We start from the raw sequence: 20,114 nt of genomic DNA on the forward strand, positions 1-20,114 counted from the left end.
GGAGAACTGCACCATGACCCACCACGTCATCCTGGGCGCCGGTCCGGCCGGCGTCATCGCGGCCGAGACCATTCGCAAGCACGCGCCTCGCGACACCATCACCTTGATCGGCGACGAGAACGAGGCGCCGTATTCCCGCATGGCCATTCCCTACCTGCTGATCGGCAAGGTGGGGGAAGAGGGCACGCACCTGCGCCACACGCCCGACCACTTCGAGCGCCTGAACATCCAGGTGCTGCGCGGCGTGCGCGCCCGGGTGCTGGACTCGGCCAAGCGCACGCTCGAACTCAGCGACGGCCGCACCATCGGCTTTGACAAGCTGCTCATCGCCACTGGCTCATCGCCCGCCACACCCCCCATTCCGGGCATTCAGGGGCCTGGCGTGCACAGCTGCTGGACGCTGGCCGATGCCCGGGCCATCGCCCGCCTGGCCCAACCCGGCGCCAAGGTCTTGCAGATGGGCGCCGGTTTCATCGGCTGCATCATCATGGAAGCCTTGCAGCAGCGCGGGGTGGAGCTGTCGGTGGTGGAGATGGGCGACCGCATGGTGCCCCGCATGATGGGCCCGACCGCCGGCGGCATGATCAAGGCGTGGTGCCAGACCAAGGGCGTCAAGGTGTTCACCGGCACGCGGGTGGAGGCCATTGAGCGCGGTGCCGCGGGCGCGCCCGGCTTGCAAGGCAAGATCGAAGAGGTGGTGGGCATCGGCCAGTCGGCCATGCCCACCGGTCCGATGCGGGTGCGCCTGTCCAGCGGCGAGTGCCTGGAGGCCGATCTGGTCATCAGCGCCACCGGCGTCAAGCCCAACATCGGTTTCCTGGAGAACTCCGGCGTGCGCTGCCTGGTGGGGGTGCTCACCGACGAAACCCTGCAGACCAACGTGCCCGGCATCTACGCCGCTGGCGATTGCGCCGAGGCCTTTGACAAGGTCAGCGGCAAGACCATCGTCAGCGCCATCCAGCCCAACGCAGCCGAGCAGGCCCGCGTGGCCGCGCTCAACATGGTGGGCCGCAAGACCGAGCTCAAAGGCGTGACGCAGATCAACGTGCTCGACACCCTGGGCCTGATCTCCAGCAGCTTTGGCAACTGGGAAGGGCTGCCCGGCGGGCAGGGCGTGGAGCTGACCGACCAGGCCGTCCACAAGCACCTGAGCCTGCAGTTCAAAGACGACCTGCTGGTGGGCTGCAACAGCGTGGGCTGGACCGAGCACGTGGGCGTGATGCGCGGGCTGGTGGAAGGCCAGGTGCACCTGGGCGAGTGGAAAGACCGCCTGCTCGCCGACCCGACCCGCCTGATGGACGCCTACCTCGCCAACGCGCAGGGGCAGGGGCATTGGAGTGGCGCGGCCGATGAGCGCCGTCGCTGAGGCAACATCCTGGCCATGCAAATCACCTTCAAGCTCTTTGCCACGCTGACCGACTACCTGCCGCCTGAGGCACGGCGCGGCAACCAGCTCACGCTGGACGTGCCGCCCGACGCGCCCATTGCCCGCATCATCGAGCCCTACGGCCTGCCGCCCAAGCTGGTGCACCTGGTGCTGGTGAATGGCCGCTACATCGCGCCCGAAGCCCGCGCCACCACCACCTTGCAAGAGGGCGATGTGCTGGCCATCTGGCCGCCCATCGCCGGCGGCTGAGGCGGCCGGACGAGCCATGCAATCCCACTACCCTGAGCGCTTCGAGCGCGACATGGGCTGCACCGAGGCCGACTGGCAACGCTGGCTGCCCGCCGCCATTGGCGAACACCCGTGGCGGCAAGACGGCACTCAGGCGAAGGTAGACCTGCCCGGTGGCGTGCTGGTCCTGCGCTGGGCCGTGCAGCCGCCGCGCGTGATCGCACTGGTGCGCTTGCCGGTGTTGCGCGTGGGCTTCGCGTTCGAGGGCGTGGACGCCGACCAGCGCCAGCGCTTCATGAAGCGCTTTGACCTCTACATGCAGCGCGGTGGGGGCTAGCTCCCACCCCCTTTCCACTCAGCGGTTGGGGCAATCGTTGGGTGCTGCCTCGCCGCGCGCCCAGCACAGCGCACTGGCCTTGGGGTGCGGGCGCGGCAAGCCCTCGCGGTCCAGCCGCACCACGCGCGTGCGCCAGGCGCGCACGCCCGTGGCGTCCAGTTCCAGGCGCAGCAGCCAGCCGGTTTTCTGCGGCTCTTCGCTGAAGCCGTCAAACACGAAATTGCCCAGGCTGTAGACGATGGGCTTGCCCGCGTGCACCTCGACGTCTTGCGTGACGTGTGGGTGCCCGCCCACCACCGCGTCCGCCCCCGCCTCGATCATCAGCCGGGCCAGGGCACGCTGCCGGGGCGCGGCCAGCGGCTCGTGCTCCCAGCCCCAGTGCATGAACGGAATCACCAGGTCGGCCCGGTGCACCGCACGCGCCCGCGCGATGTCGCGCGTCACCTGCTCGTTCTCGCTCCAGGCGATGCCCGGCTGGTCCACGTCGGCCTCAAAGCTGCGCGGCATGAACTCGTTGTAAGCCAGCAGGGCCACGCGCAGGCCGTTGCGCTCAACGATCAGCGGCTCGTGCGCCTCGGCCAGGGTGTGTCCGGCGCCGAAGCGGCGAATGCCGGCCGCGTCCAGGCGCCGCAGGGTGTCGGCCAGCGCCACCGGGCCGTAATCGCCCGCGTGGTTGTTGGCCAGGCCTACCGAGTCCACGTGCCGCGCCAGCGGTTTCAGCACCCGTGGGTGCGCGCGAAAGGTGTAGGGCTTGCCCGGCACCGGCTGCCCGGTGGTGGCCACAATGGCCTCCAGGTTGGCCACGCGCACATCGGCGTCGCGCAGCCAGTGCGCCACGTGGGCGAAGGGGTCTCGGCCGCTGCGCACCACGCGACCGGGCGTGTCGTCCAGCATCACGTCGCCCACGAACGCGATGGTGAACTGGCGCGACCCGGGTGTCCTGGCTTCTCCTGTCTGCGCCCCCGCCAGCGCGCAGGCCAGCGCCGCCAGCAGGCCCAGGCACCAGGGCGTGAGGCGCCTCATGGCCGGCCCCCGATCCAGTGGCACTCAAACTGAAACTGCCGCTCCATGCGCCGTGCGTACACCCACTGCACCCCGGTGAGGGTGGGCTGGCCGAACGAAGCCGCCACCATCTCTCGCGTGTAGCTCACCTGGTGCAGCACCAGCCGCCCGGCCTCGTCCACCTCTTGTGTGTAGAGCTTCACGTGGTCGATCGCCTGGCCGCTCGCGTCGGCCACCACCACCGCCTTGAAGCGGAAGCGGTCGTTCAGCGTGACCGGCTTCACCGTGTAAGGGTCTGGCGTGGGCACGGCATCAAGCGTGAGGGGGGTGTTGTCGCTCTCCAGCTGGCAGCGCAGCGTGGGCAAAGCGTTCGCCGCCGTGGCCGGTGCCGCGAGGCAGAGGGCGCTCAGTGGGCCGAGCAGCCAGAGGAAGGTCAGTGGTCGCATCGGCCGATGGTATCGGCCCGCCCTGACGCCAGATCGAGGGGTTTACGCCAGTGCCGCCACCGTGCGCAAGCCCAGCCAGGTCAGCAGCAGCGAACCCAGCAGGTGCACCGACGCCAGGCCCACGGCCATGGCCAGCCGGCCCTGCTGCAGCAGCGTGACCACTTCGATCGAGAAAGTGGAAAAGGTGGTGAGGGCGCCCAGCAGGCCGGTGACGATGGCCAGCCGCCACAGCGGGTCAATGTGGGGATGGGCCGTAAACACCGCCACCGACACCCCGATGGCATAGGCGCCGATGGCGTTGGCCGCCAGCGTGCCCCAGGGAATGAGCGCGCCGGGCGTGCTCAGCCACAGCCCCAGGCGCCAGCGCGCCAGCGCGCCCAGGCAGGCGCCCACGCAAATGGCCAGCACGGAGGGCAGGGCGGTCATGGGGCGGCCTCAGCGCAATCAGAAGGGTGGGTCGTCCGCCACCACCACCGAGCCCTCGGGCTTGGCGGCGAGTGCCGTGGCGCTCTCTTGTGCGGCGGGTGCCGAGCCCGGCGCCTGCTCGCCACCCAGTGCCTCGATCAGGGCGGGAATGAGCTGGCGCAGCTCGCCCGTGCTCAGGGCCACATCGGTGTCGAAGCCGCTTTCGTCGTCGCTGGGGCGGTCGTCGAACACGCCCTCCAGGAACGCCACCTTTTTGAGTTGCGTGGCCTCGGTCAGCGTGAAGCCGATGCGACCTTCCCAGCTCATGGCCAGGCGGGTGGGCAGCTTGCCTTCGGCGATGTGTTGGCGCACCTCGTCGGTGAGCAGGTGGTGCCGGGTGAAACGCACCACTGATTTTTCTTCGTCGCTTGAGCGCAACTCGCACTCGCGCTCCACCGCGAAGCCGCCGGGCCACTCCTCGTCGGACGCGGCGGTGAGGCACTGCGTCATGAGTGCCTGAGGCGTCACGGCGGTGTGCAGCGGGGTAAGGCTCAGGCCGTCGAAGGCGCGGATCAGTGCCGTCACCACTTCGTCGATCTTGCCCTGGCTGCTGGCGTCGGTCACCAGAAAGCCATTTTCCAGGTCCAGCCACACCCACACGGTTTGCTGCCGCGCAAAGGCCTGGGGCAACAAGGCCAGCAGCGCGTCTTCGCGCAAGGCCTTGGTTTCTTTCTTGCCGGGCTTGCGGCCGGTGGTTGCCTCAATGTGGTCCGCTTCTTCCTGTGCCTTCTTGCGCACCACCGATCCAGGCACGCCCTTGGTCTCAATCATCAACTTCAGGATGCGCTGGCCGTTCACGGCCTCCACCAGCGGGCCATGGGCCTCGCCACGGGGCTCGATCCAGCCGACCGCCTTGTCCTGCGTGGCCGAGCAGGGCACGAAGCGGGCCGGGTCAATGGCCGATTCCATCTCGGCCAGCGTGGGCGCCCAGCCGGGGCCCACGCGGTAAATCGTCACGTTCTTGAACACGTCGCTTTTCCAGACAACAAAAAACCCTGCCCGGGTACCCGGGCAGGGTTGGCATCTTAGGCGATGCGCCGAATCACATGCGCGACGGCATCCAGGTCACCAGGCCCGGGAACCAGTAGAGCAGCAACAGGGCCAGCACCATCACGAAGAAGTACGGCATGCACGCCTTGGCAATCCAGGTGATCTCGCGCTTGGTCATGCCTTGCAGCACGAACAGGTTGAAGCCCACGGGTGGTGTGATCTGCGCCATCTCCACCACGATGACCACGAAGATGCCGAACCAGATCAGGTCGATACCGGCGGCCGTCACCGTCGGCAGGATCACGCCCATGGTCAGCACGATCATGGAGATGCCGTCCAGGAAGCAGCCCAGCACGATGTAGAAGATGGCCAGTGCGATCAGCAGCGCCCCGGGCGAGAGGCCCAGGCCGTTCACGAACTCGGCCAACTGCCGGGGCAACCCGATGTAGCCCATGGCCAGCGTCAGGAAGGCGGCGCCACACAGGATGAGGCCGATCATGCAGTACAGCCGCGTGGCGCCCAGCAGGGCTTCCTTGAAACTGGTCCAGTTCAGCGAGCCTTGTGCCGCCGACAGGATGAACGAGCCCACCACGCCCACGGCGGCGGCCTCGGTGGCCGTGGCAATGCCGCTGTAGATGGTGCCGATCACACCGCCAATCAGCAGCACCACCGGGATCAGGTGCCGCGATTCATTGAGCTTCTGCAGGAACGTGAGCTTGCCCTCGCTGCGCGGCACCTTCTCATTGTTCACGAGCGCCCAGACCACCAGCGAGCCGCTGAACAAGGCCGCTAGCATCAGCCCTGGGATCACGCCCGCCACGAAGAGTTTGGCAATGGACACCTCTGCCGCCACACCGTACACGATCATGATGATCGAGGGCGGGATCAGCAGACCCAGTGTGCTGGCGCCACCCAGCGAACCGACGATCTTCTCAGCCGGGTAGCCGCGACGCGTCAGCTCAGGGATGGTCATCTTGCCGATGGTGGCGCAGGTGGCTGCCGACGAGCCCGACACCGCCGCAAAGATGGTGCTGCCCAGGATGTTGGTGTGCAGCAGCCGGCCCGGCAGCGCGTTCACCCAGGGTGCCAGACCCCGGAACATGCTTTCGGACAACTTGGTGCGGAACAGGATTTCGCCCATCCAGATGAACAGCGGCAGGGCGGTGAGCGTCCAGCTGCTCGACGCGCCCCAGATGGTGATGGCCATGGCGTCGCCACCCGAGCGGGTGGAGAACAGTTCCATGCCGATCCAGGCCACGCCGGCCAGCGTCAGGCCGATCCAGATGCCGCTGCCCAGCAGCGCGAACAAAAACAGGATCAAGAGTCCTGTGACCAGCAGTTCATTCATGTCGGGTCTCCTCGCTGTGGTGGCTGCGGCGGTTCTGCCACTCAAGCACCCACTCATCGATCAGGGCGATGACCAGCACAGTGGCGCCGATGGCCATGAACATCTGCGGAAGCCATAAGGGCGTGGCGTCGTTGCCTGTGGAAATGTCGTGGAACTGATGCGACTGCATCACCAGGCGCCAGCTGTATAAGGCAATCAGGGCGCTCAGGGCGCTGCCCACCAGCAGTGCCCAGAGTTCCATGACCTTGCGGCCGGCACCGGTGAGCTTGCCAACGATGAGGGTGACACGGATGTGCTCGCCCCTTTTTAAGGTGTGGGCCAGCGCCAGGAAGCCGGAGGCCGCCATGGCGTAGCCGGCGTAGGCGTCGGTACCCGGCGCGTAGAAGTTCAGCAGTCGGCCAACCATGGAGATGAGCACCATGATCAGCACGATGATCATGGAGAGCGCGGCCAGCCATGCCGAACCCATGAAGAGTCCATCAAGGATTTTTCGCATAGGGAGTGAATGTGTAAGGGCCCCCTACCCGGGGGCCATTGGGACGCGAAGCTCGGGCGCGATCACTTCTTGTTGAAGGCGTCGATGATTTCTTTGCCGTCAGCGCCGGACTTGCTCAGCCACTCCAGCAGCATGCTGCTGCCCACTCGCTGCATGTCCGCCTTGAGTTGCGCGCTGGGCGCTTCGATGCTGACCTTGTTTTTTTGCAAGGTGGCCTTGGCGGTCTCGTTCACTTTCTTCGAGTCGCCCCAGCCGCGGGTCTCGGCGCTGGCGGCCGCCTTCAGGACGGCATCCTGCGTGGCCTTGTCCAGGGCATTAAACGCGGCCTGGTTCACCAGCACGGCGTTCTTCGGTAGCCAGGCTTGCATGTCGTAGTAGAACTTGACACCCGCGTCGAAGAACTTGCTGTCCACCCCAGTCACGGCCGAGGTCATGTTGGTTTCCACCGCACCAGTGGCCAGTGCCTGGGCCAGTTCGGCGGCTTGCACCGTCACCGGCTGCGCGCCGACCAGTTCGGCAATGCGCGAAGTGGCTGGGCTGTAGGCACGCCACTTCGATCCCTTGAGATCGGCGGCGCTGTTGATGGGTTTGCTGCTGTAGAGGCCTTGGGGAGGCCAAGGCACGCTGAACAACAGCTTCAAGCCTTGCTCGGCCAGTTTGCGGTCCAGCACTGGCTTTTGCGCCTTGTAGAGACGTTCGGCCTCTTCATAGCTGTCGGCCACGAAGGGCAGACCGTCAGCCCCGAACACCTGCCATTCGTTTTGATACCCCGACAGGATGATCTCGCCAACCTGGGCCTGGCCACCTTGTACCGCCCGCTTGATTTCGTTGGCTTTGAACAGCGAGGCGTTTGAGTGAACCGTGATCTTGAGCTTGCCGCCCGTGGCCTGGTCCACGTCTTTGGCGAACTGGCTGATGTTGACCGTGTGGAAGTTGGTGGCGGGGTAGGCCGTTGGCATGTCCCACTTGACGCTTTGGGCCATGGAGGGCAAGGCGAGCGCCATTGAGCAAGCGGCCAGCGTGGCGTTGATTAATCGATTTTTCAGCATGTGGAGTCTCCAGAGGTTGAAGTGGCGGGGTGCCGGCCGTTTCTCGATCCGATGCCCTTCGGGTGTATGGATCAGATCAGGCTGGCTGCATCGTCCAGTAAGACGATATAGCTATTATCACGAATTTATGTCTATTTTTGTAAAACATAAAGTTGATGGAGACAAATTGTTGTTAATATATTGGTACTTATTTCTTAAGGCGGTAGATGACATCCAATTCCTCCTCCCGTACGCCCGAGGTGGCAGGCACCCCCATTGTTTCGTCCGCGCACCTCGTGTCTCCCCGCAGCGCCGAGATGAGTGAGTTCGAGTTCGGGTTGATCGTCGCTGGCCATGCGTTTCAGCGTTGGGTAGTGCATTGCATGAGTGCGGCAGGCTTGAAGGACCTGACGGCCCTCGATGTGCTGGTGTTGCACCACGTCACCCACAGGGCGCGCGACAAGCGCCTGGCGGACGTCGCCTTCATCATGAACGTCGAGGACACTCACCTCATCAACTACTCGCTCAAGAAGCTGCAGGCCCTATCGGTAGTGGCCTCCCGCAAGAACGGCAAAGAGGTCACCTATGCCCCCACGCCAGAGGGCAAGGCCTGCGTCGAGCGATATCGGGAGATACGCGAGTCCTGTCTCATCGGGGCCCTGCAGGCCGATGAGCGCCTGAATCAGGACATCGGCCAGCTGGCCCGACTGCTGCGGGTGTTGTCAGGTCTGTATGACCAGGCCGCCAGATCGGCGGCGTCGTTCTAGGCGTCGTCACCCATTTCGTTCATCGTTGCCTCCCAGTGCGCGACAGCCTGGGACGGCAGCTTTGTTGCTCCACAGCCTTCTTTTTCCACTTCGTCCAGAGGTTTTATGTTCACACCTGACTCCGTTTCTTCGCAGCCTGCGTCGTCCTCACTGTGGCAGTTCTGGATTGATCGAGGTGGCACCTTCACCGACATCGTGGCCAAGCGTCCCGACGGATCGTTGACCACCCACAAGTTGTTGTCTGAAAACCCGGAGCTGTACCGCGATGCAGCCGTCGCGGGCATCCGGCACCTGCTGGGGCTGGCTTCCAATGAGCCGATCACCCCGAAACAGGTGGCGTGCGTGAAGATGGGGACTACCGTGGCCACCAATGCCTTGCTTGAGCGCAAGGGCGAGCCCACCGTGCTGGTGACCACCAGCGGTTTCAGAGACGCGCTGCGCATTGCATACCAGAACCGCCCGCGCTTGTTTGATCGCCACATCGTTTTGCCGGAGCTGCTCTACAGCCTCGTGATTGACGCCAATGAGCGGGTGGGCGCCTTCGGCGAGGTGTTGCAAGCGCTTGACGAAGCCCAGTTGCGTGGCTCCTTGCAGGCCGCCTACGAGCAAGGCTTCCGAAGCGCCGCCATTGTGTTTATGCACGGCTATCGCTACTCGGCCCATGAGCAGGCCGCCGCGCGGCTGGCCCGTGAGGTGGGCTTCACGCAAGTGAGCACGTCGCACGAGACCAGCCCGATGATGAAGCTCGTCAGCCGGGGCGACACCACGGTGGTGGACGCCTACCTGTCTCCAATCCTTCGCCGGTACGTGGAGCAGGTTGCCGGCGAGATGCCCGGTGTGCCTTTGTTCTTCATGCAGTCCTCTGGCGGACTGACCGATGCCCACAGCTTCCAAGGCAAGGACGCCATCCTCAGCGGCCCGGCAGGCGGGATCGTGGGCATGGCCCGCACCGCCAAGCTGGCCGGTCAGGACAAGGTCATTGGTTTCGACATGGGAGGCACCTCCACCGATGTGTCGCATTACGCCGGCAGTTTCGAGCGGGAGTTCGAAACCCAGGTGGCGGGGGTTCGCATGCGCGCGCCCATGATGAGCATCCACACCGTGGCGGCAGGCGGGGGCTCCGTGCTCACGTACGACGGCGCCCGTTTTCGCGTCGGTCCCGATAGCGCAGGTGCGAACCCCGGTCCCGCCAGTTACCGCCGTGGCGGCCCGCTCGCCGTGACCGATGCCAACGTCATGCTGGGCAAAATCCAGCCCGCCTATTTCCCCCGCGTGTTCGGTCCTCACGCCGACGAACCGCTCAGCCTGGAGGCGGTGCAGACCGCGTTTACCAAGCTGGCAGCGCAGACCGGCCGTCAGGCTGAGGAAGTGGCCGAGGGTTTCATTGAGATCGCCGTTCAGCAGATGGCCAACGCGGTCAAAAAGATATCCGTGGCTCGTGGTTACGACGTCACCCGCTACACCCTGCAGTGCTTTGGTGGGGCGGGTGGCCAGCACGCCTGCTTGGTGGCCGATGCGCTGGGCATGACGCGCGTCTTCGTGCACCCGCTGGCTGGTGTGTTGAGCGCTTACGGCATGGGCCTGGCCGACCAGAATGTGATCCGCGAACTGGCGGTTGAGGTGTTGCTCGATGAGCAGGCGTTGCCCGATATCGAAACCAAGCTGGACCAGTTGGCGCAGGCCGCCAAGGCTGAGTTGGAAGGCCAGAAGGTCAACAGCGGCACGGTACAGATGCTGCGCCGCCTGCACGTGCGTTACGAAGGGACGGACACTGCCTTGGTCGTGCCGTTCGGCGCGCTGCCCGAGATTCACGCCGCGTTCGCCGCGGCTTACCGCCAGCGCTTTTCCTTCTTGATGGAGGGTCGTCAATTGGTGGTGGAGGCGGTGTCGGTGGAAGCGGTGGTGGCGGGCGACGCCCCAGAAGAACCGCGTCTGCCCACCCATCCGTTGCGCGAAGTGCCGCGTCGCGAAACCGTTCGCATGTATGCCGACGGCTCGTGGCGTGATGCAGCACTGGTCGTGCGCGAGGACATGCGACCTGGCGACGTGCTGCAAGGCCCAGCCATCATTGCCGAGAAGAATGCCACCACGGTGGTGGAGCCCGGCTGGGAAGCGCGCCTGACGGAACTGAATCACCTGATGCTTGAGCGTCGCGAGGCCCGTGCCGCTCGCCAGGCAGTGGGCACCACCGTCGACCCAGTGTTGCTTGAGGTTTTCAACAACCTGTTCATGAACATTGCCGAGCAGATGGGTCTGCAGCTTCAGAACACGGCTTACTCGGTCAACATCAAGGAGCGACTTGACTTCTCCTGTGCCTTGTTTGACGCGCAGGGCAACCTGATCGCCAATGCGCCGCACATGCCGGTTCACCTGGGTTCCATGGGCGAGAGCATTCAGACCGTGATCCATCAGAACGCCGGTCGCATGAAGCGGGGCGACGTTTACGTGCTGAATGACCCCTACAACGGGGGCACGCACTTGCCCGACGTGACGGTGATCACGCCGGTTTACGTGGGCGATGAAGAAGAGCCCACCTTCTATGTGGGCTCGCGCGGCCACCACGCCGACATCGGCGGCACCACCCCAGGCTCAATGCCTCCCTTCTCGACTTGCATCGAGGAGGAGGGCGTGCAGATCAACAACTTCAAGTTGGTGGACCAGGGGCGCCTTCGCGAAGAGGAAATGCAGGCGCTCTTAAACAGCGGGCGTTATCCCAGCCGCAACGTCGACCAGAACATGGCCGACCTCAAGGCTCAGGTGGCGGCCAATGAGAAGGGTGTGCAGGAACTGGCCAAGATGGTGGACCAGTTCGGGCTGGAGGTGGTCAAGGCCTACATGCGCCACGTGCAGGACAACGCCGAAGAGTCGGTGCGTCGGGTGATCACCACCCTGAAAGATGGTTCGTTTGTTCTGCCCATGGACAACGGGGCGCAGATCGCCGTCTCCATCCGTGTTGACTCTGTCGCTCGCAGCGCGGTGGTGGACTTCACTGGCACCAGCGAACAGCAGCCCAACAACTTCAATGCGCCCAAGGCGGTCTGCATTGCTGCGGTTTTGTATGTGTTCCGCACACTGGTTGATGATGACATTCCGCTCAATGGCGGCTGTCTCAAGCCGCTGAAGGTCATCATTCCGAAGGGCTCGATGCTCAATCCGAACCCACCGGCATCGGTGGTGGCAGGCAACGTCGAAACGTCCAGTTGCATCACCAACGCGCTGTATGGCGCGCTGGGTGTGATGGCCTCCAGCCAGAGCACGATGAACAACTTCACTTTTGGCAACGACACACACCAGTACTACGAGACCATCTCCGGTGGCTCCGGTGCGGGCAATGGTTTTGATGGCACCAGCGCCGTGCAAACGCACATGACCAACTCGCGCCTCACCGACCCCGAGGTGCTGGAATTCCGCTACCCGGTTCGTTTGGACAGCTACGGCATCCGCCCAGGCTCGGGTGGGGCCGGGCGCTGGCGTGGTGGCGATGGCGCAATCCGTCGCATCCGATTCCTGGACCAAATGACTGCCAGCATCCTGTCCAACGGACGCACGCACGGCGCATTCGGCATGGCCGGCGGTCAGGCAGGGGCCGTTGGCATCAACCAGGTGGTTCGCGCCGATGGTCGCGTGGAGCCGCTGGGCCACATCGCCCAGGTGGAGATGGGCGTGGGTGATGTGTTTGAGATCCACACCCCAGGTGGTGGCGGATTCGGATCGCCTCAAGCTTGACGGCTGATCGCTGACGGGGTTTCCCTGTCAACCCTGAGACCACTGTCGGTGGCCTCAGGGTTTTTTTTACAGCTCTTCCACGCGGCGGGCTGGGTAGCTGTCCCAAGTTTGGCAACCCGGACACTGCCAGAAGTGCCGCTGGGCTTCAAAGCCGCATGCAGCGCAGCGGTAACGCTTCTGGGGCGCACTGGCTTGTTGAAGTGCTCGGGTCACGGGGGCGGGCATTTGTCGATCGGCCTCAGGCTCTGCTTCCAGCCAGGCCGTGGCCATAACCAAGGAGGCTTCCCGGTTCAGGTGTCCCAGGAATTGTTGGCGTGCCTCCTCCGGCCCTGGCTGAAGACTGGCCAGAGCCTGGGTGACATCAATGGAAGGCCCGCGGGCGTCTGCGGCCTGCAAGATGGGCAGCACGTCTGCAACGCGGTTGGTCTGCTGGGCCAGCTCCACCATCCGACCCGCCGCCAGTGGCAGGTGTTGCGGCGAGTGGCGCTCGAGCACAAGCAACTTGTCCAAAGCCGAGGAGGCTTTGCCCTCCTGTGCATCCAGCGCTGACAGGCTCATCCAGCCCCGTGCCAGTTGGGGCGAAGCCGAGACCGCCTGTTCCAGCAAGGCTCGTGTTCGAGTCAGGTCACCTTTGCGGTGCGCCAACTCAGCCTCTTCGCACAGGAAATGGGCCAGGCGGGTGGCATAACTGCCGGGGTCGGCTGCATCCAGCTTGCGGGCGATGGCCTGAGCACGGGGCCAGTCGCGTGAGCGCTCGTAGATGCCGAGCAATGCCATGCTGGCCTCGGTTTCGTGGTCGGAACCTTCGAGCTTTTGCAAGGCCACTTCTGCCCGGTCGAGCAGGCCTGCCTTGAGGAAGTCCAGGGCCAGCGCATATTGCGCGCGGTCGCGGTCTTTCTGGCTAAGGTCCGCGCGAGAGATCAGGTGTTCATGCACGCGCACGGCGCGGTCGTAGTCGCCGCGACGGCGAAACAGGTTGCCCAGGGCGAAGTGCAATTCGGCGGTGTCCGGGTCGCCCTGAACTGCCTCGATGAAGGCGTCGATGGCCTGGTCTTGTTGCTCATTGAGCAGGTGGTTCAGGCCGCGAAAGTAGGCCTTGGGGGCTTGGCGGCCTTCAATGCGCCACTGGCGCAAGTCCAGTCGCGAGGCCACCCAACCCAAGGCGAAAGCCAGTGGCAGTCCCCACAGCAGCCACGTGAAATCAAAGTCCATGGGGGCGGTCAGGCTCGTTGGGCATCAGGGAGGTGTCGCTTGCATCGCCCAGGCTCCCGCCGGCGGCATGGCGAGAGCGCTTGGCGCGCAGCCACAAGGGCACCATCACGATGACACCCAGGAACACGCCGACAAGCACCGACAAGAGAACCACCAGGACCAGTGGTGCCTGCCAGCTCACGCCGAAGAAAAGGTGCAGGGTGACGTTGTCCTGGTTGTTCAGCGCGAACGCGAACAGCGCAAAAAAAATGGCTGCATTGAGCAGCCACATCAGGTATTTCAAGGCTTCCCCTTTGTGGTGGGGGAATTGTAGCCAGTGGGTCTCAGGCGGGGGACTGAGGATCGCGCCCCAGAATCTGCGCCGTTCGAGCGTCCACCTGCTCGCGCAGTGCCTTGCCCGGCTTGAAATGCGGCACCCGCTTCTCAGGAATCATGACGCTTTCGCCCGAGCGGGGATTGCGCCCGATGCGAGGAGAGCGGCGGTTGACCGAGAAGCTGCCGAAGCCCCGGATCTCGATCCGATGTCCTTTGACCAATGCCTCTCCCATCGCGTCCAGAATGGCCTTGACGGCGAACTCTGCGTCGCGGTGGGTGAGCTGGCTGAACCGGGTGGCCAGGGCCTCAACGAGGTCGCTACGGGTCATATCTGAAAAGGAATAGCGCTCAATGAAACGGGGGCGGAAGAGAGGGCTTTTGGGGCCCTTCTCCAACGCCCCCGGCTAGCGGTGACAGGGTCAGTTGTTGCTGTTGTCCAGCTTGGCGCGCAGCAGGGCGCCCAGGCTGGTGGTACCGGCGTTACCCGTGTTCTGGTTCAGGCTGGCCATGGCTTCCTGCTGGTCGGCGGCGTCCTTGGCCTTGATCGACAGCTGGATGTTGCGGGTCTTGCGATCCACGTTGACCACCACGGCGGTGACTTCGTCGCCTTCCTTGAGCACGTTGCGAGCGTCTTCCACGCGGTCACGAGCGATTTCGCTGGCGCGCAGGTAGCCGATCACGTCTTCGCCCAGGTCGATTTCAGCGCCCTTGGCGTCCACGGTCTTGACCTTGCCGGTCACCACGGAACCCTTGTCGTTGACCGACACGAAGGTGGTGAACGGGTCGCCGTCGAGCTGCTTGATGCCCAGGGAGATGCGCTCGCGTTCCACGTCGATGGCCAGCACGATGGCTTCGACTTCCTGGCCCTTCTTGTAGTTGCGCACGGCGGTTTCGCCGGGTTCGTTCCAAGACAGGTCGGACAGGTGCACCAGACCGTCAATGCCAGCGGCCAGGCCCACGAACACGCCGAAGTCGGTGATGGACTTGATCGGGCCCTTCACGCGGTCACCGCGCTTGGTGGACTCGGCAAACTCGTGCCAGGGGTTGGCCTTGCACTGCTTCATGCCCAGGGAGATGCGGCGCTTGTCTTCGTCGATGTCGAGCACCATGACTTCGACTTCGTCGCCCAGCGACACCAGCTTGGACGGGGCCACGTTCTTGTTGGTCCAGTCCATTTCGGACACGTGCACCAGACCTTCGATGCCCGGCTCGAGCTCGACAAACGCGCCGTAGTCGGCGATGTTGGTGATCTTGCCGAACATGCGGGTGCCTTGCGGGTAGCGGCGGCTCACGCCGAGCCACGGGTCGTCGCCCATCTGCTTCAGGCCCAGCGAGACGCGATGCTTCTCGGTGTCGAACTTGAGGATCTTGGCGGTGATTTCCTGGCCAGCCTGCACCACTTCGCTCGGGTGGCGGACACGGCGCCATGCCATGTCGGTGATGTGCAGCAGGCCGTCGATGCCGCCCAGGTCCACGAACGCACCGTATTCGGTGATGTTCTTGACCACGCCGGTGACGATGGCGCCTTCGCGCAGGGTTTCCATCAGCTTGGCGCGCTCTTCGCCCATGGAGGCTTCCACCACGGCGCGGCGGCTCAGCACCACGTTGTTGCGCTTGCGGTCGAGCTTGATGACCTTGAATTCCAGGGTCTTGTTTTCGTAGGGGGTCAGGTCTTTGGTCGGACGGCTGTCCACCAGCGAGCCCGGCAGGAAGGCGCTGATGCCGTTGACCATGACCTTCAGGCCGCCCTTGACCTTGGTGCCGGTGGTGCCGGTGACGAACTCGCCGGATTCCAGGGCCTTTTCCAGGGCCATCCACGAGGCCAGGCGCTTGGCCTTGTCGCGCGACAGCAGGGTGTCGCCGAAGCCGTTTTCAACGGAGTCGATGGCCACCGACACGAAGTCGCCGACCTGCACCTCGATCTCGCCTTGGTCGTTCTTGAATTCGGCGATGGGCACATAGGCTTCCGACTTCAGACCGGCGTTGACCACCACGTGGTTGTGTTCGATGCGAACCACCTCGGCGGTGATGACTTCGCCCGAGCGCATTTCGGCGCGCTTGAGGGATTCTTCGAACAGGGCGGCAAAAGATTCAGACATGGGGTTTCCTAATGCTTCTCAGCGGCGGCGCATTCCACCAGGAGGCGGTGTGCGGGTAACGACGGATGAGAGGCTTTGCGTTTGCGGTGCGAAGCACCGCGGGGTTGGTTAAAAAGAACCGTCTGGCTTGCGGGCTGTGAACGCCCGGCGGAGCCGTCTGGGCCAATTTCTGGCGGTCTCAGTGGCCTGAGAACGCCGTTTTGCCTTGCCACCACGTCAACACGAGCCGCACCGATGATTCGATGTCGAGATCTGAGTTGTCGAGCAACAAGGCGTCTTCGGCTGGCTTCAAGGGGGCGTGGGCCCGGTGGGTATCCCGGTGATCCCGGGCCTTGAGGTCGGCCAAAAGGTCGTCGATGCTAGCAGGAATTCCCTTGGAAATCAATTGCTTATGGCGCCTCTGGGCGCGCTGTTCGGCGCTCGCCGTGAGGTACACCTTGAGCGGTGCGCCGGGGAAGATGACGGTGCCCATGTCGCGGCCATCGGCCACCAGGCCAGGCAGGCGGCGAAAGCCGTGCTGCAGGGCCAGCAGGGCCTCGCGCACTTCGGGCACGGCAGACACACGGGAGGCGGCCATGCCGGCAGACTCGCTGCGCAGGGCGTCGGTCACGTCTTCGCCGTCCAGTTGCACCTGCCCGGCGGCGAAGCGCACGTTCAGGTGGCGGGCCAGTTCGCCCAGTCGCTGGGCGTTGGCGGGCTGTTTCAGATCGGCTTCGGCCGTGGGCAGGCCCTGGCGCTCTGCCGCCAGGCCCACCAGTCGGTACAGAGCGCCAGAGTCGAGCCAGTGGTAGCCCAGACGGGCGGCCACTTCGGCCGAGAGCGTGCCCTTGCCCGAGGCGGTCGGTCCGTCCACGCAGATCACCGGGATGTGATCGGCATCGGCCTGGGCCACGGTCCACAAGGTCTCGAAGTACTCAGGGAAGGTCTTGCCCACGCACTTGGGGTCTTCAATGCGCACCGGCAGTTGCGCCGGGTTGAAGGCCGCCAGCGAGAAGCACATGGCCACGCGGTGGTCGTCGTAGGTGTGGATGGACGCGGCTCGCCAGTCTTGGGGCTTGGCCGGTGGCGTGATGCGAATGAAGTCGGCACCTTCCTCCACCGTGGCGCCCAGCTTGCGGCATTCTGTGGCCATGGCCGCGATGCGGTCGGTTTCCTTGACGCGCCAGCTTGCGATGTTGCGCAGGGTGGTGGTGCCGTCGGCATACAGCGCCATCACCGCCAGCGTCATGGCGGCATCGGGAATGTGGTTGCAGTCCAGGTCAATCGCCTTCAGCGGCCAGGCGCCGCGCCGGATGTGCAGCGCGTTGGCCTCACCGGTGATGTCGGCGCCCATGAGCCGGGCGGCCTCAACGAAGCGGATGTCGCCTTGGATGGAGTCCAGCCCCACGCCGTCGATGGTGATGCCGTCGTGTCCGGCCGAGGCGGGCGCGATCGCACCCAGTGCGATGAAGTAACTGGCGGAGGAGGCATCGCCTTCCACCGGAATGCGCCCTGGCGAGCGATAACGGCTGCCGGCCGGGATGGTGAAGCGTTGCCAGCCGTCGCGTTGCACGTTCACCCCGAAGCGCTGCAACAGGTTGAGGGTGATCTCGATGTAGGGTTTGGAGATCAGCTCACCTTGCACCTCGATCACCACGGCTTGCTCTTGGGCCACCAGAGGCAGGGCCAGCAGCAGGGCGGTGAGGAACTGGCTGGAGACATCGCCGCGCACGGGGATGGGTTGGCTCAGCCGCAAGGCTTGGGGTTTGCCCGTGCCCAGGCGCAGCGGCGGGTAGCCTTCCTGTCCGGTGCAGGCCACCGCGCAGCCCAGCGCGCGCAAGGCATCCACCAGGTCGCCGATAGGGCGTTCGTGCATGCGGGGCACGCCGCTCATGTCGAACTGGCCGCCGTGGCGCGCCGCCAGCAGCGTCAGGGCGGCGGTCAGGGGGCGCATGGCGGTGCCGGCGTTGCCCAGGAACAGGGCTGCCTGATTCACCGGCAGTTGACCACCCAGCCCATGCACGCGAAGGGCGCCGTCGGGCTGGCGCTCGAGCTGGCAGCCCAGTTGGGCCAGCGCTTTGAGCATCACCTGCGTGTCGTCTGAGTCCAGCAGGTCGGTCACGTCGGTGTGCCCCTCGCTGAGGGCGGCCAGCAGCAGCACGCGGTTGGAGATGCTCTTGGAGCCCGGCAGCCGGACGGTGCCACCCGCGCTGCGCAGGGGCGGGATGTCGAGATGTTCGATCGAGTACATGCGTGAGGCCGGTTGGGTACCGGCGGGGTTCAGCTCTGTGGCTTGATGGCCGTCATGCGCCAGGTGGCGCGGGCGTGGCTGGCGTTTTCGATCAGGTTTTCCAGCATTGCCGGATCGCCATTCTGGATGGCTGCCTCAAACGCTTGCAGCGCGCGCTGAAAGAGGCGCGTCTGGGTGAGCAGCTCTTCTCGGTTGGTCAGCAGGATGTCTCGCCAGATGGCCGGTTCACTGGCCGCAATGCGGGTGAAGTCGCGAAAGCCCGGTCCGGCGAGGCTCAAAAAATCGTCGGCCTGGGGCTGTGCTTTGATGGCGTTCATCAGCGAGTAGGCTAGGACATGGGGCAGGTGACTCACGGCCGCGTAGGCGGCATCGTGCGCCTCGGGTGACATCAGCTTGACGTGACAACCCAGGGCGCTCCACACCTTCTGCGCCTTGTCGAGCTGAGCCGTGAGGGTGCGCTCGACGGGCGTGAGGATGACCTGGCGGCCCATGTAGAGGTCAGGGTCGGCGTGCTCGACGCCTGAGAGTTCTTTGCCCGCGATGGGGTGGGCGGGCACGAACACGCCCACCTGGTCGCGCAGCACTCGTCGCGCCGCGTCGATCACGTCGCGCTTGGTGGAGCCCACGTCCATGATGAGCACGTCGCTGCGCACCAGGTGGCGGATGGCCTTGAAGGTGGCCTCGGTGGCGGCCACCGGCACCGCCAGCAACACCAGATCAGCGCCCGAGACGGCCAATAGGGCCGACGGTGCCTCCACGTCGATCACGCCCATCTGGCGGGCCCGTTCGGTGGTGGAGGGCGACTTGCTGTAGCCCACCACGCGCTTCACCAGCCCGGCGCGCTTGAGCGCCAGCGCGAAGGATCCGCCCATGAGGCCGCATCCGATCAGACCAAGTTGTTCAAACATCCCTGCTCCCTCTGGCCTTGCGCGGCCTTATTCGCTGACCGGGTAGGCCCCGAGCACCTTGTAGAAGGCGCACAAGCCACGCAATTCGTTCAGCGCTGCCGCGACATGGGGCTGAGACGGGTGCCCGGCGATGTCGATGTAGAAGTAGTACTCCCACTGGCCCGACTTGGCCGGGCGAGACTCGAAACGCGTCATGGACACGCCATTGGTCTTCAGCGGCACCAGCAGGTCGTGCACCGCACCGGGGCGATTGGGCACCGACACCACGATGCTGGTGCAATCTTTGCCCGAAGCGGGCGGCATGGCCAGCGTCTGGGGCAGACAGATCACCGCGAAGCGCGTGCGGTTGTAGGCTTCGTCCTGCACGGCATGGGCCACAATGTGCAGGCCGAACTGCGAGGCCGCTCGCTCGCTGGCCAATGCGGCCCAGGTGGGGTTGCTGGCGGCCAGGCGCGCGCCTTCTGCATTGCTTGAGACGGCCCGGCGTTCGGCATTGGGCAGGTGCTGTGTCAGCCAGCCTTGGCATTGGGCCAGCGCCTGCGGGTGGGCCATGACCACCTCAATGCCTTCCAGCGAGTTGCTTTGCCGCAGCAGGTTGTGGCGGATGAGCAGACTGACCTCGCCCACCACGTGCACCGGCGAGCGCAGGAACAGATCAAGCGAGCGGGCCACCACGCCTTCGGTGGAGTTCTCCATGCCCACCACGCCGTACTGCGCGGTGCCGGCCGCCGTGGCGTGGAACACCTCGTCGAAATTGGCGCAGTAGATCAGGTTGGCGGCGCTGCCGAAGAACTCAATGGCGGCTTGCTCGCAGAAGGTGCCTTGAGGGCCCAGCACGGCCACGCGCTGGGGGGCTTCCAAAGCCAGGCAGGCCGACATGATCTCGCGCCAGATCGAAGCCACGTGCTGGTTGAGCAGGGGGCCTTGGTTGGCGGCCTCGATCTTGGCGATGACCTGTGCCACCCGATCAGGCCGGAAGAAGGGGGAGCCTTCCTGGCGCTTGAGCTCGCCGACCTGTTCGGCCACCCGGGCGCGCTGGTTCAGCAGGGTCAGGAGTTGCTGGTCGATCGTGTCGATCTGGACCCGCAAGGCGGCGAGGGCTTCGGTTTGCTGGGGTTGGGTCATGCCGG

General features: G+C 65.0%; 19 protein-coding genes. 5 read left to right on the forward strand and 14 right to left on the reverse strand.

Going from position 1 to position 20,114, the window contains the following annotated elements; translation table 11 throughout:
• Positions 1–13: 13 nt before the first annotated feature.
• Genes ACE3RQ_RS07065 through ACE3RQ_RS07075 form a run of 3 tightly spaced genes read left to right on the forward strand, consistent with a single transcriptional unit; the run spans position 14 to position 1,952 of the window.
• Entirely contained in the window at positions 14–1,366 is a 1,353-nt protein-coding gene (locus ACE3RQ_RS07065) for an NAD(P)/FAD-dependent oxidoreductase (protein ID WP_374521254.1), read from the forward strand.
• Between the two features lie 15 nt (positions 1,367–1,381).
• Entirely contained in the window at positions 1,382–1,636 is a 255-nt protein-coding gene (locus ACE3RQ_RS07070; protein ID WP_374521255.1) for a MoaD/ThiS family protein, read from the forward strand.
• A 16-nt stretch (positions 1,637–1,652) separates the two neighbouring features.
• Positions 1,653–1,952, forward strand: coding sequence for a hypothetical protein (locus ACE3RQ_RS07075; RefSeq protein WP_374521256.1), 300 nt, complete (start codon positions 1,653–1,655; stop codon positions 1,950–1,952).
• A gap of 18 nt (positions 1,953–1,970) precedes the next feature.
• On the opposite strand, the gene ACE3RQ_RS07080 is transcribed toward ACE3RQ_RS07075, so the two are convergent.
• The 7 genes from ACE3RQ_RS07080 to ACE3RQ_RS07110 all read right to left on the reverse strand — a co-directional run bounded on the left by ACE3RQ_RS07080 (position 1,971) and on the right by ACE3RQ_RS07110 (position 7,703).
• A complete protein-coding gene (locus ACE3RQ_RS07080; protein WP_374521257.1) occupies positions 1,971–2,975 on the reverse strand; it encodes a CapA family protein in 1,005 nt (334 codons plus the stop codon).
• Positions 2,972–3,400 (reverse strand): hypothetical protein, encoded by a 429-nt coding sequence (locus ACE3RQ_RS07085; protein WP_374521258.1) that lies wholly within the window; start codon positions 3,398–3,400, stop codon positions 2,972–2,974. The genes ACE3RQ_RS07080 and ACE3RQ_RS07085 overlap by 4 nt, the downstream gene beginning before the upstream one ends.
• Positions 3,401–3,442: 42 nt before the next feature.
• A complete protein-coding gene (gene crcB, locus ACE3RQ_RS07090) occupies positions 3,443–3,817 on the reverse strand; it encodes a fluoride efflux transporter CrcB (RefSeq protein ID WP_374521448.1) in 375 nt (124 codons plus the stop codon).
• A 27-nt stretch (positions 3,818–3,844) separates the two neighbouring features.
• Positions 3,845–4,834 carry a recombination-associated protein RdgC gene (locus tag ACE3RQ_RS07095; protein WP_374521259.1) on the reverse strand — a complete coding sequence of 330 codons (990 nt, stop codon included), beginning with the start codon at positions 4,832–4,834 and terminating at the stop codon, positions 3,845–3,847.
• Between the two features lie 73 nt (positions 4,835–4,907).
• Positions 4,908–6,203: a TRAP transporter large permease gene (locus ACE3RQ_RS07100; protein WP_374521260.1), complete on the reverse strand. Its 1,296-nt coding sequence runs from the start codon at positions 6,201–6,203 to the stop codon at positions 4,908–4,910.
• Complete coding sequence (locus tag ACE3RQ_RS07105) at positions 6,196–6,699, reverse strand: TRAP transporter small permease (RefSeq protein ID WP_374521261.1); 504 nt, start codon at positions 6,697–6,699, stop codon at positions 6,196–6,198. The genes ACE3RQ_RS07100 and ACE3RQ_RS07105 overlap by 8 nt, the downstream gene beginning before the upstream one ends.
• Positions 6,700–6,761: 62 nt before the next feature.
• Entirely contained in the window at positions 6,762–7,703 is a 942-nt protein-coding gene (locus ACE3RQ_RS07110; RefSeq protein ID WP_374521449.1) for a TRAP transporter substrate-binding protein, read from the reverse strand.
• A 251-nt stretch (positions 7,704–7,954) separates the two neighbouring features.
• On the opposite strand from ACE3RQ_RS07110, the gene ACE3RQ_RS07115 reads away from it, so the two are divergent.
• Both ACE3RQ_RS07115 and ACE3RQ_RS07120 read left to right on the forward strand, forming a co-directional pair.
• On the forward strand, positions 7,955–8,494 hold the full coding sequence (locus ACE3RQ_RS07115) for a winged helix DNA-binding protein (RefSeq protein WP_374521262.1): 540 nt from the start codon (positions 7,955–7,957) through the stop codon (positions 8,492–8,494).
• A 105-nt stretch (positions 8,495–8,599) separates the two neighbouring features.
• Positions 8,600–12,220 (forward strand): hydantoinase B/oxoprolinase family protein, encoded by a 3,621-nt coding sequence (locus ACE3RQ_RS07120; protein ID WP_374521263.1) that lies wholly within the window; start codon positions 8,600–8,602, stop codon positions 12,218–12,220.
• Between the two features lie 66 nt (positions 12,221–12,286).
• On the opposite strand, the gene lapB is transcribed toward ACE3RQ_RS07120, so the two are convergent.
• From lapB to pheA, 7 genes are all read right to left on the reverse strand, one after another.
• The gene (gene lapB / locus ACE3RQ_RS07125) at positions 12,287–13,432 is read right to left on the reverse strand and encodes a lipopolysaccharide assembly protein LapB (protein ID WP_374521264.1); all 1,146 of its coding nucleotides are present in this window, start codon (positions 13,430–13,432) and stop codon (positions 12,287–12,289) included.
• Entirely contained in the window at positions 13,422–13,715 is a 294-nt protein-coding gene (locus ACE3RQ_RS07130; protein ID WP_374521265.1) for a lipopolysaccharide assembly protein LapA domain-containing protein, read from the reverse strand. The genes lapB and ACE3RQ_RS07130 overlap by 11 nt, the downstream gene beginning before the upstream one ends.
• Before the next feature lie 40 nt (positions 13,716–13,755).
• A complete protein-coding gene (locus ACE3RQ_RS07135; protein WP_374521266.1) occupies positions 13,756–14,076 on the reverse strand; it encodes an integration host factor subunit beta in 321 nt (106 codons plus the stop codon).
• A gap of 90 nt (positions 14,077–14,166) precedes the next feature.
• Positions 14,167–15,846 (reverse strand): 30S ribosomal protein S1, encoded by a 1,680-nt coding sequence (gene rpsA, locus ACE3RQ_RS07140; RefSeq protein ID WP_374521267.1) that lies wholly within the window; start codon positions 15,844–15,846, stop codon positions 14,167–14,169.
• Positions 15,847–16,024: 178 nt separating this feature from the next.
• Positions 16,025–18,076 (reverse strand): bifunctional 3-phosphoshikimate 1-carboxyvinyltransferase/cytidylate kinase, encoded by a 2,052-nt coding sequence (locus tag ACE3RQ_RS07145; RefSeq protein ID WP_374521268.1) that lies wholly within the window; start codon positions 18,074–18,076, stop codon positions 16,025–16,027.
• Between the two features lie 29 nt (positions 18,077–18,105).
• Positions 18,106–18,984, reverse strand: coding sequence for a prephenate dehydrogenase (locus ACE3RQ_RS07150; protein WP_374521269.1), 879 nt, complete (start codon positions 18,982–18,984; stop codon positions 18,106–18,108).
• Between the two features lie 27 nt (positions 18,985–19,011).
• Positions 19,012–20,109 carry a prephenate dehydratase gene (pheA, locus tag ACE3RQ_RS07155; protein WP_374521270.1) on the reverse strand — a complete coding sequence of 366 codons (1,098 nt, stop codon included), beginning with the start codon at positions 20,107–20,109 and terminating at the stop codon, positions 19,012–19,014.
• Between the last annotated feature and the right edge of the window lie 5 nt (positions 20,110–20,114).

This window comes from Hydrogenophaga sp., assembly GCF_041913525.1.
In the GTDB taxonomy this organism is placed as follows: Bacteria; Pseudomonadota; Gammaproteobacteria; order Burkholderiales; family Burkholderiaceae_C; genus Hydrogenophaga.